The sequence below is a fragment of the Spirillospora sp. NPDC048824 genome (genome assembly GCF_043198455.1).
In the GTDB taxonomy this organism is placed as follows: Bacteria; Actinomycetota; Actinomycetes; order Streptosporangiales; family Streptosporangiaceae; genus Spirillospora.
Genome location: NZ_JBICUS010000021.1, coordinates 93,421 through 108,914 on the forward strand (window position 1 = coordinate 93,421; position 15,494 = coordinate 108,914).

Here is a 15,494-nt window from a genome sequence, read left to right on the forward strand (position 1 = left end):
CATGGCGATCCCGGGTGCCCGCCGGCTCCGGCCGGTGAAACTGGTGTCGTGGCTGGACCGGCCCGGCGACCAGCTCACCTTCTACGTCAAGGCGCTGCTGTGGACGCCGCGCGCCCTGCGCCGCTACATGCGCGAGTCGCTGCGGCTGCTCGGCGAGGTCGCGTTCGGCAGCGGCGCGCTGGCGGTGATCGGCGGCACCGTCGGCGTGATGATCGGCATGACGGTGTTCACCGGCGTCGTCGTCGGCCTCCAGGGGTACGCGGCGCTCGACCAGATCGGGTCGTCGGCGTTCACCGGGTTCGTGTCGGCGTACTTCAACACCCGCGAGATCGCGCCGCTGGTGTCGGGCCTGGCGCTTTCGGCGACGGTCGGCGCCGGTTTCACCGCGCAGCTCGGCGCGATGCGGATCAACGAGGAGATCGACGCGCTGGAGGGCATGGGCGTCCCGTCCCTGCCGTACCTGGTGACGACCCGCATCATCGCGGGCACCGTCGCGATCGTGCCGCTGTACGGGATCGGGCTGCTCAGCTCGTTCCTGGCGTCCAGACAGGTGACGCTCTGGTTCAACGGGCAGTCCGCCGGGACCTATGACCATTACTTCAACATCTTCCTCGCCCCCGAGGACGTGGTGCTGTCGTTCGTCAAGGTGCTGATCTTCAGCGTCATGGTGGTGCTGGCGCACTGCTACTACGGCTACCGCGCGGTCGGCGGCCCCGCCGGCGTGGGCATCGCCGTCGGCCGCGCGGTCCGCACCGCGATCGTGCTGATCTCCGTGACGGACTTCTTCATCAGCCTCGCCATCTGGGGCGCGACGACGACCGTGAAGGTGACGGGCTGACATGGCGAGACGCGGCACCATGGACGTGGTCGGGCAGCGGCTGGCCGGGGTGGCGTTCCTGCTGGTCCCGGCGCTGCTGATCTGGCTGTCGATCGCGATCTACAACAAGCGGTTCACCGAGTCGACGATGGTGACGCTGCGCACCGGGACGGCCGGGCACGAGATGCACCCGCTCGCGGACGTGAAGGTCCGCGGCGTCGTCGTCGGCGAGGTCCGCTCGATCCGGGCCAACGGGTCCGGCGCCGAGCTGGAGCTGGCGCTGAAGCCGGGGATGACCGACCGCGTCCCGTCGAACGTCAGCGCGATGCTGCTGCCGACGACGGTGTTCGGCGCGCGGTTCGTGTCGCTCGCCGCACCGCCCGGGACGTCGGCGCCCCCGATCGCCGAGGGCGACGTGATCTCCGAGGACCGCAGCGAGAACGCGGTGGAGCTGTCGCAGCTGCTCAACAACACCATGGATCTGCTCAACACCATCCAGCCGGCCAAGCTGTCGGCGACGCTGAACGCGATGTCGAGGGCGCTGGAGGGCCGCGGCGATCAGATCGGCGACAACTTCGAGCAGCTCGACGCGTTCCTCCGCAAGTTCAACCCGGAGGTGCCGGAGCTCGCCCAGAACCTCGCCGAGCTGGCGGAGTTCTCGCAGCACGCGTCCGACGCGGCGCCGAACCTGCTGCAGGCCCTCACGGACCTGACGGTGACGAGCCGCACGGTCGTCGAGCAGCGCACCGCGATCTCCGCCCTGTACGACGCGGTGTCGGGCTCGTCCGCCGACCTCGAAGACTTCCTGGACGCCAACTCGGGCAACATCATCGAGCTGGCGACGGCGAGCCGGCCGAGCCTGGACCTGCTGCGCCGCTACGCCCCCGCCGCGCCCTGCACGTTCCGCACGCTCGCCGACTTCGTCCCGAAGATGAACCGGGTCCTCGGCAAGGGCACCGACGAGCACGGCGTCCACGGCATCATCGTGCCCGTCCCGCACAAGGGCGACTACAAGCCAGGCCAGGACACGCCGCGGTACGGCGCGGGCGGCGGCCCGCGGTGCCCGAGCGTCCCGTACCTGCCGAGCGGCGGCGGGGAGACGAAGGTGCTCCCGGCCGGCGGTGTCCCCGGGGAGGGCGGCGCCGTCGGCGGCGGCCTCGGACCCGCCAACTCCGCGTCCGAGAACGATCTGGTCAACGAGCTGGCCGGCCCCTCGGTCGACGAGGTGCCCGAGGAACTGCCGGACTGGTCCAGCGTGCTCGTCGGGCCGATCTACCGGGGCACGGAGGTGACGGTCAAGTGAGGCTCACCGGCCAGGGCCTGAAGGGGATGGCGTTCCCCTTCACCAGCTCGCTGATCTTCATCGTGGTGACGGTGCTGGCGACCGGGCTGCTGGCGTCCAGCATCACCGGCGCCACCAGCGGCGACCGCGTCACCTACCACGCCAAGTTCACCGACGTGGCCGGGCTGCATCCGGGCCACGGCGTCCGGATCGCGGGCGTCGAGGTCGGCCAGGTCGAGGAGATCGAGGTGACCGACCGGCGGCTCGCGCTGGTCACGTTCGAGGTGGACCGCGACCGGGACATCCCGGCGTCGGCGACCGCCGCGGTGAAGTACCTCAACCTCGTCGGCGGACGCTACATCGCCCTCGACCAGGGCACCGGTGCACCCGGCGCGACGCTGAGGCCCGGCGGGACGATCCCGGTCGAGAACACGTCCGGCACGCTCAACCTCACCCAGCTCTTCCGGGGTTTCCAGCCGCTGATGCAGGCGCTGTCGCCCGGGGACGCCAACAAGCTCTCCGAGTCCATCGTGAAGGTGCTCCAGGGCGAGGCCGGAACGATCGAGAGCCTGCTGCGCACGGTCGGGCAGCTGACCAGCACGCTCGCCGCCAAGGACGAGGTGATCGGCCAGGTCATCACCAACCTGAACAGCGTCGTCCAGACGGTCAACTCCAGGGACAGGCAGCTCGTCGACCTGGTCACCACGCTCCGCAAGTTCACCTCGGGGCTGGCCGCCGACCGCAAGCCGATCGGTGAGGCGATCGCGTCGATCGCCGACCTGACGTCGGCGACCGCCGGGCTGCTGCAGGTCACGCGGGACCCGCTGAAGGACGACATCGTCCAGCTCGGCCGCCTCAGCGACAACCTCAATCGGGACGCGCCGCTGCTGGAGCGCTTCCTGGAGCGGACGCCCACGAAGCTGCGGACGTTCGGCCGGCTGGCCTCCTACGGGTCGTGGATGAACTTCTACCAGTGCGAGGTCACGTTGATCGGCGTCCACTATGCCGGTTCGGATCTTTCGGGCAAGCCGCCGCCGACCGGCATCCCGATCTCGGAAGACGCGCAGGAGAGGTGCCGCGGATGACACCCCCGACCCCGCCGCTGCCCCGCGCGTTGCCGCGGCCCAAGAAGGGCAGGCCGCGGCTGAAGCCGCTGCGCGAGCGCAACCCGATCCCCGTGTCGATCATCGGCCTCGTGCTGCTGCTGGTGCTCGGCCTGCTGGCCTTCCGCGCCGACGACCTGCCGCTCATCGGCGGCGGGACGACCTACGACGCGTACTTCTCCGAGGCCGCCGGGCTGAAGCCGGACCAGGAGGTCCGTGTCGCGGGCGTGAAGGTCGGCAAGGTCACCGGCGTCGAGCTGGAGGGCGACAAGGTCAAGGTCACCTTCCGGGTGAAGGACACGTGGGTGGGCGACTCCACCCGGGCCATGATCATGATCAAGACGCTGCTGGGGTCGAAGTACCTCCAGCTCGACCCGCTCGGCGCGCGTGAGCAGGATCCGGACCGGCCGATCCCGCTGGAGCGCACCATCGCCCCCTACGACGTGACGACCGCGTTCCAGGACCTCGGGCGGACGTTCGAGCAGCTCGACACGGCCTCGATGGCGGCGAGCCTGGAGACGATCGCCACGACGTTCGAGGACACCCCCGCCAGTGTCCGCGTGGCGCTCACCGGCCTGTCGTCGCTGTCGAAGACGATCGCGTCCCGGGACGCCGAGCTGGCGCAGCTCCTCGCCGGGACCAAGAAGCTGTCCGGCACGATCGCCGCGCAGAATGACCAGTTCGAGACGCTGTTCGAGGACGGCAACCTGCTGCTCGCCGAACTCCGCAGACGACGCCAGGCGATCCACGCGATGCTCGTCGGCACCCGGGACCTCGCCAACGAGCTCGTCGGCCTCGTCGACGACAACCGGCGGACGCTCGGTCCGACGCTCGCCTCGCTGGGCAAGGTCACCGACCTCCTCGAACGCAACCAGAAGAACCTGGACCGCACCCTGGAGACCGCTGCCCCCTACCTGCGCCTCGTCGGCAACACGACGGGCAACGGCCGCTGGATCGACGGCTACCTGTGCGGCACCGTCCCGAAGAACTACCTGGAGAACGGCAGATGGACGCCGCCCGTGAAGGGCTGCGAGCCGCCGCACCTGACGGGAGGCCGGTGACATGGCGTCGTCCCCGACACGCACCGTGAGACTGCCCCGGCTGCCATCGGCCACGCGGGACCGGCAGGTGATGGTGTTCGAAGCGACCATCGTGATCTTCGTCGTCCTCGTCGGAATCGCGCTGATACCGATGCTGACCGACGGCCCCGGACGCCGGATCACCGCCTACTTCGCCACCGCCATCGGCGTCTATCCCGGCTCCGACGTGCGCGTCCTGGGCGTGAAGGTCGGCTCGATCGACGCCATCGAGCCGCAGGGGACCCGGGTCAAGGTCGACATGACCGTGGACGAGGACGTGGACGTCCCCGCCGCCGTCCGCGCCGTCGTGATCGCCCCGAACCTGGTGTCCGACCGGTACGTGCAGCTCGACCCCGCCTACAGCGGCGGGCCGAAGATGGCGGCCGGCGCCTCGATCGACGTGAGCCGCACCGCGACGCCGCTCGAACTCGACCAGCTTTACACCGCCGTCCGCACGTTCGCGAACGATCTGGGGCCGCAGGGGCTGAACGCCCAGGGCGCGCTGTCGGACGTCATCAGCGTCGGCGCCGCCAACCTCGGCGGCAACGGCAAGCTGCTCAACACCACGATCGCCGACCTCGGCAAGGCGTCCCAGACGCTCGCCGACTCCAGCGGCGACCTGTACGCCACGGTCGCCAACCTCAACAAGTTCAGCGTGATGCTCCGCGACAACGAGCAGCAGATCCGGCTGGTCGAGAACCAGTTCGCCGAGGTCAGCGGCTTCCTCGCCGCCGACCGGCAGGAACTCGGCGCGGCCTTGGCGGGCCTGGCGCGGGCGCTCGGCGAGGTGAAGCAGTTCATCGCCGACAACCGCGAAGCGCTCAAGGGCAACGTCGACAAGCTCGCCGAGATCACGCAGGTGCTCGTCGACCAGCGCGCGTCCCTCGCCGAGATCCTCGACACGGCGCCCCTGGTGGCGCAGAACGCGCTGAACGCCTACGACCCGAAGACCCGCTCGCTGATGGCCCGCGGCAACGTGCTGGAGATCACCATGGCGTTCGGCAGCCTCGACCAGCCGGGCGTCGACCCACCGGCGGCCAACGCCAGCCCGGTGTGCGCCGCGGCGGCGTCGGCGACCCAGACGATCCGTGAGCAGTGCGAACGGCTGCGCACGTCCGGGCTGACCGCCGTCCCGCCGTCGCAGACGGGCGGCCTGCCGCCGCTGCCGCTGCCGCCCGCGGGCCGGACTTACGCCGGCACCGGCGACGAGGGAGGCCGCTGATGCGCGTGCCCGCGAAGGTGATGGCGGTCTGCACGGCCGCGACCGTCCTGGCGGCGGGTTGCTCGATGCAGATCGAGGACATTCCGCTGCCGGGCGGCGCGGACCTCGGCGACCACCCGTACACGGTGAAGGTGCAGTTCGAGGACGTGCTGAACCTCGTCCCGCAGGCGGCCGTCAGGGTCAACGACGTCCCGGTCGGGCGGGTCAAGGACGTGTCGCTGCCGAAGGGGTCGTGGGACGCCGTTGTCACGCTGATCGTGAACGGCGACGTGCGGCTCCCGGCGAACGCCACCGCGAACCTGGAGCAGTCGAGCCTGCTGGGGGAGAAGTACATCGAGCTCGCCGCCCCGTCCGCGCCTTCAGCGCAGCCGCTGACCGACGGCGCCACGATCCCGGTGGCCCGCACGTCCCGCAACGCCGACGTCGAAGAGGTCTTCGGCGCGCTGTCGCTGCTGCTGTCGGGCGGCGGGCTCCCGCAGATCCGGACGATCAACCAGGAGCTCAACAAGGCGCTCGGCGGCCGGGAGGACTCGATCCGGTCCACGCTGCGCAACCTCAACGAGCTGACCACCACCCTCAACCGCAACCGCAGGTCGATCACCGACGCGCTGGACGGGCTCAACCGCCTGTCGTCCACGGTGCGTTCCCGCAACGGGCAGGTCGAGACGGTCCTGGACGACCTGTCGCCCGGCCTGAAGGTCCTGGAGGATCAGCGCGGGCAGCTCGTGGAGATGCTGCGCGAGCTGGAGAAGCTGTCGGACGTCGCCGTCAAGACGATCAACGCCAGCAAGGACGACACGGCCGCGAACCTGCGCTCCCTCGCCGTGATCCTCCGCAAGCTCGCCGACGCCGGCCGCGATCTGCCGAAGTCGATGGAGGTGCTGCTCACCTTCCCGTTCACCGACGAGGCGCTCAAGGCCGTCAAGGGCGACTACCTGAACGGCTACATGACCATCGTCGCCGCCGAGGGGTTCAACTGCGTCGTCCCGCCGGTGGCAGAGGAGGGGCCGTTCGACGGCATCGATGAGGAGGACGACGAGCAGAAGCGCACCAGGCAGGAGGGCGGCGGGCAGGAGGCGGCGGCCCGCGCACTGGCCGCGGAGGAGCTCCCAGGGCTGCAGCCGCCACCATGCCCCAGCACGGGCGGCGGCCAGGAACTGAACGCGCCGGCCGCGCCGACGCCGGAGGCGCCGCGGCAGGTCGTACCGCAGGCGCCGCCGCCGGGAGGCTCCGGTACCCCCGGCGATGCGCCTCCTCTTCCGCTGCCGACGCTCGGGGAGGGCGAGTGACATGCTGACACTGGGCACCCGTATCAAGATCGTCGCATTCATCATGATCGCGTTGGCCGTGGTCGGCTACGTCAGTGTCAACTACGCCGACCTCGGACGCTACGTCGGGATGCGCGGCTACTACACCGTCAAGCTCGACCTGCCGACCACCGGCGGCCTCTTCGAGGGGTCGGCGGTCTCCTACCGCGGCGTCACCATCGGCGAGGTCGGCAAGCTCGACCTGAGCGACGACGGCGTCATCGCCGAACTCCACATTGAGAACTCCGCGCCGGAAGTTCCGTCGAGCCTGCAAGCGGTAGTCGCCAACCGCTCCGCCGTGGGCGAGCAGTACGTCGACCTACGGCCGCGGAGTGAATCCGGCCCCTACCTGGCCCAGGGCGCCACGATCCCGCGGAGCGCCACCACCACACCGGCCCCGGTGAACGAGACGCTCAAGAGCCTCAACGACCTCGCCGGGTCGCTTCCGCTGAACGACGTCAGGGTCCTGATCGACGAGCTGGGCCTGGCGTTCGCCGGGCAGGGGCCGCACCTCCAGCAGCTCCTCGACACCAGCGCCCAGTTCGTGTCGGCGTCCGACTCCGCCTTCCCCGAGACCCGCGCACTCATCCACAACGGCGGGGACGTGCTGCGCACGCAGAACGAGTTGTCTGGTGCGTTCAAGTCGTTCTCGCTGAACACGCGCCTCCTGGCCCGGCAGCTCCGCGACTCCGACGCCGACCTGCGCGACATCATCGCATCCGGTCCGGGCGCGGCGGCCGAGGTGTCCCGCCTGCTCCGCGACCTCGACCCGCACCTGAGCCGGCTGCTGGCCAACTTCCTCACCATGGCGCGCATTGGCGAGCCGCGCCAGGCGGCCATCGAGGAACTGCTGGTCCGGCTGCCGCAAGTCGCCGGAATGGTGTCCACCATCGTGTCCGGCGACAAGCTGCGGGTCGGCTTCGTGAACACGTTCTTCAACCCGCAGCCCTGCACACGCGGCTACGGCAAGACCCGCTACCGCAACGGCCTCGACCTGTCCACCGCGCCCGCGTTCAACACCGGCGCCCGCTGCACCGAGGCCCCGAGCACCGGCATCAACGTGCGCGGCTCCGCGAACGCGCCGCGCAAGGGAGTTCCGGCGCCGGCCAAGCCGGGATCCCTGACCAGGACCGAGGTCACCGACATCTTCAGCACCTTCGGGCTGTCCGCCCCGGCGGACCCGGCCCAGTCGACCGACCTGCGCGGCCTGCTCGGACTGGGAGGCCCACGATGATCGGCGCCGCGGCGGCGCGCAAGGCGGCCACCCGGGCGATCACGCTGATCCGCCCGGTCGGCTACGTGCTGATCGCCGCGGCAACCGTTTTCCTCTGCGTGTCCCTCTGGTCGCTCTTCCAGGCCGGGCGGGGCGCCGACAACGAGTACGCCGCCGCGCGGGACGAGTTGACCCTCACGGCCGTCCAGCACATCACGCTGCTCAACAGCATCGATCCCAAGCGCGCCGACCTCGACCTCGCACATTGGCTGCGCGTCGCCACCGGGCCGTTCCACGACGCACTCAAGCACGACATGCCCACCGCACGCGCGAAATTCGCCAAGCAGAAGGCCGCCTCTCACGGCAAGATCACCGCACTCGCCGTCACCGACTTCGACCGCTCCGCAGGCAAGGCGACCATCATCGCGTCCGTCCGGATCTTCACCGACGCCACGGGGGAGGACGGCCGGCGCACCGAGCAGCGCAAACGCTATGAGGTCAAGATGCAGCGGGTCGCCGGCGGTTGGAAGGTCAGCGAACTGAAACCGCTGCCGCCCGGGGGAAAGCCGGCCGAGGGGAGCGGGTCGTGAGCATCACCGAACAGGAACCGCGGACCCGGCAGGAACGCCCGGCGCGACGCGTTCGAATCCCGCGCACAAGACCGGCCCTGCGCCCGCTCGCCCCGACGTTCAAGCGGGCCGCCGGGCTGGGGTGGCCGGTGGCCCTCGCCCTGGCGATCTGCCTGTCCGCCTTCGCCGTCGACAGCTGGGCCGACAAGCGGAGCGATGGTTCACCGGCCGCCAACCGGGCGCTCCTCGACAAGGCCGCCACCGAGAAGGTCGTCGCGGACGTCTCCGCGAAGATCGCGCGGATCTTCACTTACGTCTACACCGATCCGGCGGCCACCGAACGGGCCGCGAAGGAGGTGCTCACCGGCGACGCCACCGGCGAGTACCACAAGCTGTTCGGCCTGGTGAAGAAGAACGCGCCGCTCATGAAGCTCTCCCTCACCACGAAGGTCGCCAAGGCCGGGCTGATCAAGCTCACCGACGGAACGGCGGTCCTGCTGGTCATGCTCGACCAGACGACCACCCGTGACGGCAAGCGGACCGGCCCGCCGATCGCGGCCCAGCTCATCGTCACGGCACGCAACGACAACGGCTGGCGCATCAGCGACCTCCGGGCCGCCTGAAGGAACAAGGGGTGGATATCACGGTGTCCAAGATCAAGACCGCCGATCCGAAGGCGGAAGAGGCCGAGGCTGAAGTCCCCAAGCCTGCCGACGACGCCGCGCCGCCCCCGGAGCCCGAGGAGACGGACGAGGTTGAGGCATCCGAGGACGCGAACGAGCCCGGCGCGTCCGAGAAGAAGGACGAGCCCGCGCCGCGCCGTCTTTCCAGGGACCCCCTGATCCGGGTGGCCTCGCTGGTGACGCTGATCGCGGCGGCCGCGGCCGCGTGGTTCGGCTGGTCGTACAACGCGGCGGCGGGCAACGACGACCTGGCCTACGCCGCCGAACGCGACAGGGTTCTCGCCGCCGCCGACCAGGCGATCGTCAACCTCAACACCCTCGACCACCGCAACGTGGACGCCGGTCTGAAGGTCTGGCAGGACTCGACGACGGCCAAGCTCTACGACGAGATCGTCAAGGGCCGCTCGCGCCTGGAGGCCGAGGTGAAGAAGGCCGAGACGACGAGCTCCGCGAAGATCCTGGAGTCCGGGCTCACCGAACTCGACACCCGGGCCGGAAAGGCGGCGGTCATCGCCGCCGTCCGCATCACCATCACCGGCGCCGAAGGCAAACCCTCCGACAACATCCGGCGTTTCGCTGGCCAGCTCACCAAGACCTCGTCGGGCTGGAAACTTTCGGCGCTCGGCCAGGCCCCGACCGGAACGCCCTGACGGGGAGGAGAAGCGAATGGCAGCGATCAGCACCATCGGCCGGGTATTTCCCAGCACCGCGCGCATCCGCCTGGTCGTCTTCCTCGGTGCGCTGACAATGGCGCTGGTCGGTACGGCCGCTTGGGCGGCCGACCAGGAAAGCAGCCTCACCGGCGCCGCCTCCGCGGAGAACGCCGCCCTGAGCGACAACGCCCGCACCAGCGAAGTCAGAGGGCAAATCACCACGGCCGTTAACACGGTGTTCTCCTACAACTACGCGGACGTCGCCAAAACGGAGAAGGCGGCACAGGAACTGCTCACCGGAAAGGCCGTCCAGCAGTACAACCAGCTTTTCGCGTTGGTCCGCAAGCAGGCGCCCGAGCAGAAGCAGGTGCTAACCACAACGGTCACCAACTCGGCGGTGAAATCACTGACCGGTGACCGCGCTCGCCTGCTCGTCTTCGCCGACCAGCGCAACACCCGCACCGACAAGAACGAGACGAGTTACTCCGCCGCAGTCTTCGCAGTGGACGCCATCCACACCGACGGCAAATGGAAGATCACCGCCATCGACACCCTCGGTGCCTGACCGCACAGGGCCGGATACGGAAACGGAGGAAGATCGATATGCGAAGGTTCGCGCAAAGGGCCTTGACCGCCATCGCGGCTACTGCCGCCACCGTCACACTCAGCGCCGTCCGGCATTCGCCACTTTCATCGTAGGGCAAAACACCCAGACCGTTGTGACCTACGACATCTCGACCGGGTTCGTACTGACCTGCCAGTCGTCGACACTCGCCGGCTCCGCGCCGAGCCCCCCTAGTCCACCCTTCGTGTCCTTCTCCTCGCCCGGCGAGGTCAACGACTGGTGTGTGGCCAACGGGTCTATCCCCGCGCAGGTGGTTGCCACGAACCTGCCATGGGTCTTCACCGCGGGCAGCCCCCTGGGCGAACTAGCGGGTGTCAGCCTCACGCTGAACATGCCCTCCGTGCCGTGCACCGCAACGATCATCTCGCCCGGAGATGTCTCCGGTACCTATACGAGCGGCTCTCCGAGCATTCTAAACCTGGATGACGACGACCTTGAGGTGTCGAACAGCTCCTGCCCCCCGATGATCGCCCCGGGCGACGATTTCCGGTTCGTGGCTCAGTATGAGATCTCCTAGGCCGGGCTCCTGGAAGGCCGTCGAATGGCCTGGTAACGCACAACTACCGAGTCGGCCGAGATGACTGTAAGTCGATGACAAATGAATAGTGCTTGAATGCTAATCGATTGACAATCGGCAGTGACGACTTCTGTGGGGCCGAGGAAATGTCTGGATTGGCTCTTGAGAGGTGCACTACTGGCAGGTATATTCCGATATGAGTACGGCAGGGCTGGGTGGTCTTGCGATGGAGCTGAAGAAGTTCGGCTTCCGGGGTTCTGCTCCCGTCAACCCGGAGGAGTCCGTTCTGTAGAACGCGGTCAGTGTCCCTACGAGTAGAAGAAGACACCCCCCTGAAGGGAAAACAACTGACATGCGAAAAATCACCCGAAAGGCCGTGACCACGGCTGCGGCCGCGGCTGCGGTCGCCGCCCTCGCCACGGTCCCTGCCTCCGCGGTCGCCTACCCCGTCGTCCCCAGCGTCAGCCCCGGCGGCAATGTCATCGCGACCAACGTCGGTCCGATCGCGGGTCTCGACAATCAGACCGGGGCGGTCCTGGTCTGCTCATCGGTGACGGCCGAGGGCAGCGTGAAGGGCGGCACCAATGTGCCCGGCGACAACATCGCCACGGTGACCAGCATCAGCTTCTCCGGATGCGTGGCCAACGGCAGTATCCCGACCACAGTGACGCCTCAGGGCCTGCCGTGGTTCCTGGACGTCACGGACCTGGGCACGGCAACGACGACGATCGGCGAGCTGACCGGCGTCAAGTTCCAGCTCGACGCTCCCAGCGTCCCGTGCACGGCAGTGATCACGGGCCCGGGCGGTACGGGCGGAAAGATCGCGGGCGTGCACACCAACCCCACGACCGCTGGAGGCAGCAGCATGCTCGAGCTGCCGGTGGGAGGCGCCAACGACCTATCGGTGCAGACCGCCACCCCGGCTCCCCCGGCCGGCTGCCCCACCAGCCTGATCAACCCGGGCGACACGGTCACGCTCAATGGCAAGCTCGCCCTGAACCCGGGGCAGACGATGTAACTCATGAGGTGAGGGCACGGCCCTTGCCGAAGCCGCACCCGGGCGCTCGCCGCCCGGGTGCGGTTCCCCCGTAGATCAAGGATGTGACATGCACCAGGTGTTCAGAGGCGTCGCGCGCATCGCGGCGATCGCGGCCCTGACCGTGAGCGGCGGTGCCTTGGTGGCCGTTCCGGCGGCGATGGCGGACCTCGGTGCGGATATGGGGCTCGTTTGCTCCGGTAAGGCCGGAACGCACAAAGTGACGTTGCGGATCGAAACGACCGTTCCGTCGTCCGGGGCCGTTGGCCAGCCGATCCAGCTGGGCACGATCAAGGTCGACGTCGGTCTCCCTCCAGAGCTGCTAAAGGAAGTTTCGGCGACTTCCCCGAATGGAGCCTCGACACCACCGGTGACGGGACTCGCCCCATCGCCCGCGGCGTCCACCGCGATCGGAGGGGTCGCGGAGATCCAAGTCGCCGTCCACGAGCCCGGCGGCGATCGTCGCGGCGGGTGGCCGGCCTTCGCTCTGGCGGCCGCACCGGCACGCGGTGACGGAGCCGTGCACCTGACCGGCAGCGGGGTGGCGCCGCCGGTGGTCCCCGGATCGCCGGGTGGGCTCTCATGGTCTGCCAGGGAAATGGCCCTGTCACTGGTGCCGGGTGACACGACCACGGGGAAGGACACGGCGGAGCTTGCGCTGCATTGCGTGACGGAGAAGGAAGCGGTGCTCGGAACCGTACGGGTGGGACGTGCGAGAGGGGCCTCGGCTCCCGGCGCGTCGAGCGCGCCGACCCGTCAGGCCGCCGCTGCTCAGGAGGGATTGTGCAAGGTAATCCCCGGTCGGGGTGAAGACCCGCGATATGCCATCAACTACGATCCCGAACTGGAACTGGCGGAGATATATGAGTCCCCGCCAACTCCGAGCAGCATATTCCCCCGCTACGGGGCCGGGCTTATGTACTGCATCAAAGCCACGGGATTCTTCAATATCAAGAAGGTCGGGAACGCTGCTCCCATTGCCGTTGAAAACAATGCGCGGGCGCTGACCGAAAGTTATGTTGGCAATGGGTTCTTTGGGCCGAACTACCAGGAGTATCGCGGATATTTCGTCAACCGCACCTACCCGACTCCCGCCACTATGCTGGGTTTCGGTTTCATGCCGACACGCGCCGTGGCGAACGCCGTTCAGATCGGTGCGCCGGGGGGCGGGGAGGCTGACCCGATCACTGGTAACCTGCGGATTCTCCAGCGGCTCCGATGGGATATGGACCTACCGGATCCGACTGTCAAAAGGCAGGAGATCGCGGCCAGTGCATACATTCGAATCAAAGCGGGCCAGGCCGAGGTGAATGGAGTTCCCCTCGATCTGGGTGATGAATGCATGACAGGTCCGACTCTGCTTTCGGCTAATGGATTCATGGGGAATGAAAGAACTGGAACAACGCAATACTATGAGGGGCAGCCGCTCATAGCCGAGGATGTAGAGATTCCCCCCTTCTCCGGATGTGGAGTGACTGAAGACCTCAGTCCGATTCTTACGGCCAGCGTTTCGGGGGGCGGCAACTATGCGAATCTGGAATCAGGAAGATGGTGCAACATCCTGGCCAACAATCAATGCGTGAACGGTGCGGGTCCACTTCCTGAAAAATTTACCGTATATCCGGGTGGGGACGTCACCGCGGTTGCAGAGCCGTTCGTCCTGACCAAGAACGACACCAGTGGCCGGTTCCAGGGCCAGTTCAGGTGTGATTCGGCGACCATGCGGCTCCAGATGGACCGTGGGCACTGGCAGTCGCGTTTCAGGCTGGGCAAGGGCGACATGTCCCTCGATGGCTGCGAGGTCGAGGCGTCAGATCGCTCCGTCTATCCAGTAGTGGGCGAAGCCACCCAGGACGGCTCGTTGTGGCTGAACATGTTCACTGATGTCGGCGGCGGCAATCCGCAGATGAAGATTAACGGGGTAGTCCTTAACGCGACCGTTGATGTCGGAGAAGGCAAGAAATGCTCGCTGCGGATAGGCGACGCGGTGCTGGACAGCATTTTCAACCCCGTGGCCAAGTACGAACGTCCGGGGGAGATCATTGGAACTTACAGCAACGGCGTCTTCTCCATGAAATCTCAGACGTTGAGGCCGACGGTGAAGTCGACCTGTCAAATTCCTGGATTCAATTTCATGAATTTCGCAGATGCCTTCACTTTGCAGGAGGGCAATTTCGCCTTCAGTCCGGAGCAGCAGATCACTTCGCCCTGACCGGCCAGGTGCGTCGCGTGGGCGCGTGCCCCAGTGCCTTCCGACTTCCGCGCAGATCGGCTCCAAGACCGACCGCACCGTCGCCCGCACCACCCCGGGCGGCGGTATGGTCAGGCCGGCTCGCCGCGGGCTGTCACCGGCCTGCGGCGAGCCCGGTAGCTCCCCTGCTCCATTCTCGACATGGCCCAGGGGCAAGACTGAACGAGCCTTGGGTAAGGGTTGTGCACACCCCCGACGATATGCGTTCGGTGACAATATCGACTGCTCTTGGGATGTCCATTCTTGATGATTGCTAACAAAGTGAAAAAATCTTCACATTCGAGCGTTGCGGCGTATTGAACCGTCATTGTTTCGGTATTACTCTCCGGTTGGGAATCGAGGATCTTTCTCGTCGAGGATCCGCTTTACGGTTCCGCGTCGGCTGGGATCACGCTGTGGCCGTCCGGCGCTCAGTGTCCGTTTCTCCCGGCAAGAAGAAAGGATGGACTGGTGAAGTTCACTCGTTTCCGGAGACGCAGTTCCCGGCTCGCGCTTCCCGCCGTGGCCGCCGCTGCATTGCTCACCTTCGGCATGGCGTCCTCCGCTTCGGCGGCCAACCCGGACCCGATCCCGGAGAGCTTCGACTTCTCCGACTGCCCGACTCTCCCGGAGGGAGCGAGCCCGCTCTACTCGCGGTGCTTCGTGGGCGTGGTGACCAGCGGCACCTTCAAGGTCGGCAACTTCGACCAGGCGATCGAGGAGCCGATCAGGATCACGTACGCGACCACCTTCAACCTCGACACCTTCGAGAGCAAGACCGTCTTCGGCGGGATCGACTCCCCGAAGATGCTCGTCCAGCCCGGCCTGTTCGGTGACCCGCTGCTGTCGGCGGTGTACGCCAAGGTCGAGTACGCCGGCTCCTTCGAGATGCCGGTCAGCAGCGACTTCGTGATCAACATCGGGCTGAAGGTCCGGCTGATCAATCCGTTCCTCGGGAGCCACTGCACGGTCGGCACCAACGACAACCCGATCAACGTGAGCCTGACCACCGGGACCACCAGCCCGCCCGCCCCCAACACCCCCATCACCGGCGAGAGCATCTCGATCGTGCGGTCGGACCCGCCGCCCGAGGTGCTGCAGGCCAAACACGTCGGCAACTCGTTCGCGGTGCCCGGCGCCAAGGGCTGCGTATTCGGC

Annotated in this window: 15 protein-coding genes; all 15 read left to right on the forward strand. The window is 67.7% G+C overall.

The window, feature by feature from the left end; translation table 11 throughout:
* Position 1: 1 nt before the first annotated feature.
* Positions 2-838: an MlaE family ABC transporter permease gene (locus ACGFIS_RS32095; protein WP_392908595.1), complete on the forward strand. Its 837-nt coding sequence runs from the start codon at positions 2-4 to the stop codon at positions 836-838.
* 1 nt (position 839) lies between these two features.
* Positions 840-2,120 carry an MCE family protein gene (locus ACGFIS_RS32100; RefSeq protein WP_392973458.1) on the forward strand — a complete coding sequence of 427 codons (1,281 nt, stop codon included), beginning with the start codon at positions 840-842 and terminating at the stop codon, positions 2,118-2,120.
* Positions 2,117-3,184 carry an MCE family protein gene (locus ACGFIS_RS32105; RefSeq protein WP_392973460.1) on the forward strand — a complete coding sequence of 356 codons (1,068 nt, stop codon included), beginning with the start codon at positions 2,117-2,119 and terminating at the stop codon, positions 3,182-3,184. Before ACGFIS_RS32100 ends, ACGFIS_RS32105 begins: the two co-directional genes overlap by 4 nt.
* Positions 3,181-4,263 carry an MCE family protein gene (locus ACGFIS_RS32110; RefSeq protein ID WP_392973461.1) on the forward strand — a complete coding sequence of 361 codons (1,083 nt, stop codon included), beginning with the start codon at positions 3,181-3,183 and terminating at the stop codon, positions 4,261-4,263. Before ACGFIS_RS32105 ends, ACGFIS_RS32110 begins: the two co-directional genes overlap by 4 nt.
* 70 nt (positions 4,264-4,333) lie before the next feature.
* The gene (locus tag ACGFIS_RS32115) at positions 4,334-5,503 is read left to right on the forward strand and encodes an MCE family protein (RefSeq protein WP_392973463.1); all 1,170 of its coding nucleotides are present in this window, start codon (positions 4,334-4,336) and stop codon (positions 5,501-5,503) included.
* Positions 5,503-6,792 (forward strand): MCE family protein, encoded by a 1,290-nt coding sequence (locus tag ACGFIS_RS32120; RefSeq protein WP_392973464.1) that lies wholly within the window; start codon positions 5,503-5,505, stop codon positions 6,790-6,792. Before ACGFIS_RS32115 ends, ACGFIS_RS32120 begins: the two co-directional genes overlap by 1 nt.
* Before the next feature lies 1 nt (position 6,793).
* Positions 6,794-8,044 carry an MCE family protein gene (locus ACGFIS_RS32125; protein ID WP_392908607.1) on the forward strand — a complete coding sequence of 417 codons (1,251 nt, stop codon included), beginning with the start codon at positions 6,794-6,796 and terminating at the stop codon, positions 8,042-8,044.
* Positions 8,041-8,613 (forward strand): hypothetical protein, encoded by a 573-nt coding sequence (locus ACGFIS_RS32130; protein ID WP_392908609.1) that lies wholly within the window; start codon positions 8,041-8,043, stop codon positions 8,611-8,613. The genes ACGFIS_RS32125 and ACGFIS_RS32130 overlap by 4 nt, the downstream gene beginning before the upstream one ends.
* Positions 8,610-9,215, forward strand: coding sequence for a hypothetical protein (locus tag ACGFIS_RS32135; RefSeq protein ID WP_392908611.1), 606 nt, complete (start codon positions 8,610-8,612; stop codon positions 9,213-9,215). The genes ACGFIS_RS32130 and ACGFIS_RS32135 overlap by 4 nt, the downstream gene beginning before the upstream one ends.
* 11 nt (positions 9,216-9,226) lie before the next feature.
* On the forward strand, positions 9,227-9,925 hold the full coding sequence (locus ACGFIS_RS32140) for a hypothetical protein (RefSeq protein WP_392973466.1): 699 nt from the start codon (positions 9,227-9,229) through the stop codon (positions 9,923-9,925).
* Positions 9,926-9,941: 16 nt separating this feature from the next.
* Positions 9,942-10,493 carry a hypothetical protein gene (locus ACGFIS_RS32145; protein WP_392908614.1) on the forward strand — a complete coding sequence of 184 codons (552 nt, stop codon included), beginning with the start codon at positions 9,942-9,944 and terminating at the stop codon, positions 10,491-10,493.
* A 154-nt stretch (positions 10,494-10,647) separates the two neighbouring features.
* A complete protein-coding gene (locus tag ACGFIS_RS32150) occupies positions 10,648-11,070 on the forward strand; it encodes a hypothetical protein (RefSeq protein ID WP_392908615.1) in 423 nt (140 codons plus the stop codon).
* Positions 11,071-11,422: 352 nt separating this feature from the next.
* Complete coding sequence (locus tag ACGFIS_RS32155) at positions 11,423-12,088, forward strand: hypothetical protein (RefSeq protein WP_392973468.1); 666 nt, start codon at positions 11,423-11,425, stop codon at positions 12,086-12,088.
* Between the two features lie 88 nt (positions 12,089-12,176).
* On the forward strand, positions 12,177-14,318 hold the full coding sequence (locus tag ACGFIS_RS32160; RefSeq protein WP_392973470.1) for a hypothetical protein: 2,142 nt from the start codon (positions 12,177-12,179) through the stop codon (positions 14,316-14,318).
* A 489-nt stretch (positions 14,319-14,807) separates the two neighbouring features.
* Positions 14,808-15,494, forward strand: a 687-nt coding sequence (locus tag ACGFIS_RS32165) for a hypothetical protein (protein WP_392973472.1), incomplete at its 3' end; no start/stop codon positions are given.

Excerpts from the sequence above, each read along its gene's own strand:
- ACGFIS_RS32125 (WP_392908607.1), top strand. The coding sequence starts at position 6,794 with ATGCTGACACTGGGCACCCGTATCAAGATCGTCGCATTCATCATGATC.
- ACGFIS_RS32115 (WP_392973463.1), top strand. The coding sequence starts at position 4,334 with ATGGTGTTCGAAGCGACCATCGTGATCTTCGTCGTCCTCGTCGGAATC.
- ACGFIS_RS32160 (WP_392973470.1), top strand. The coding sequence starts at position 12,177 with ATGCACCAGGTGTTCAGAGGCGTCGCGCGCATCGCGGCGATCGCGGCC.
- ACGFIS_RS32100 (WP_392973458.1), top strand. The coding sequence starts at position 840 with ATGGCGAGACGCGGCACCATGGACGTGGTCGGGCAGCGGCTGGCCGGG.
- ACGFIS_RS32095 (WP_392908595.1), top strand. The coding sequence starts at position 2 with ATGGCGATCCCGGGTGCCCGCCGGCTCCGGCCGGTGAAACTGGTGTCG.
- ACGFIS_RS32130 (WP_392908609.1), top strand. The coding sequence starts at position 8,041 with ATGATCGGCGCCGCGGCGGCGCGCAAGGCGGCCACCCGGGCGATCACG.
- ACGFIS_RS32120 (WP_392973464.1), top strand. The coding sequence starts at position 5,503 with ATGCGCGTGCCCGCGAAGGTGATGGCGGTCTGCACGGCCGCGACCGTC.
- ACGFIS_RS32155 (WP_392973468.1), top strand. The coding sequence starts at position 11,423 with ATGCGAAAAATCACCCGAAAGGCCGTGACCACGGCTGCGGCCGCGGCT.
- ACGFIS_RS32110 (WP_392973461.1), top strand. The coding sequence starts at position 3,181 with ATGACACCCCCGACCCCGCCGCTGCCCCGCGCGTTGCCGCGGCCCAAG.
- ACGFIS_RS32145 (WP_392908614.1), top strand. The coding sequence starts at position 9,942 with ATGGCAGCGATCAGCACCATCGGCCGGGTATTTCCCAGCACCGCGCGC.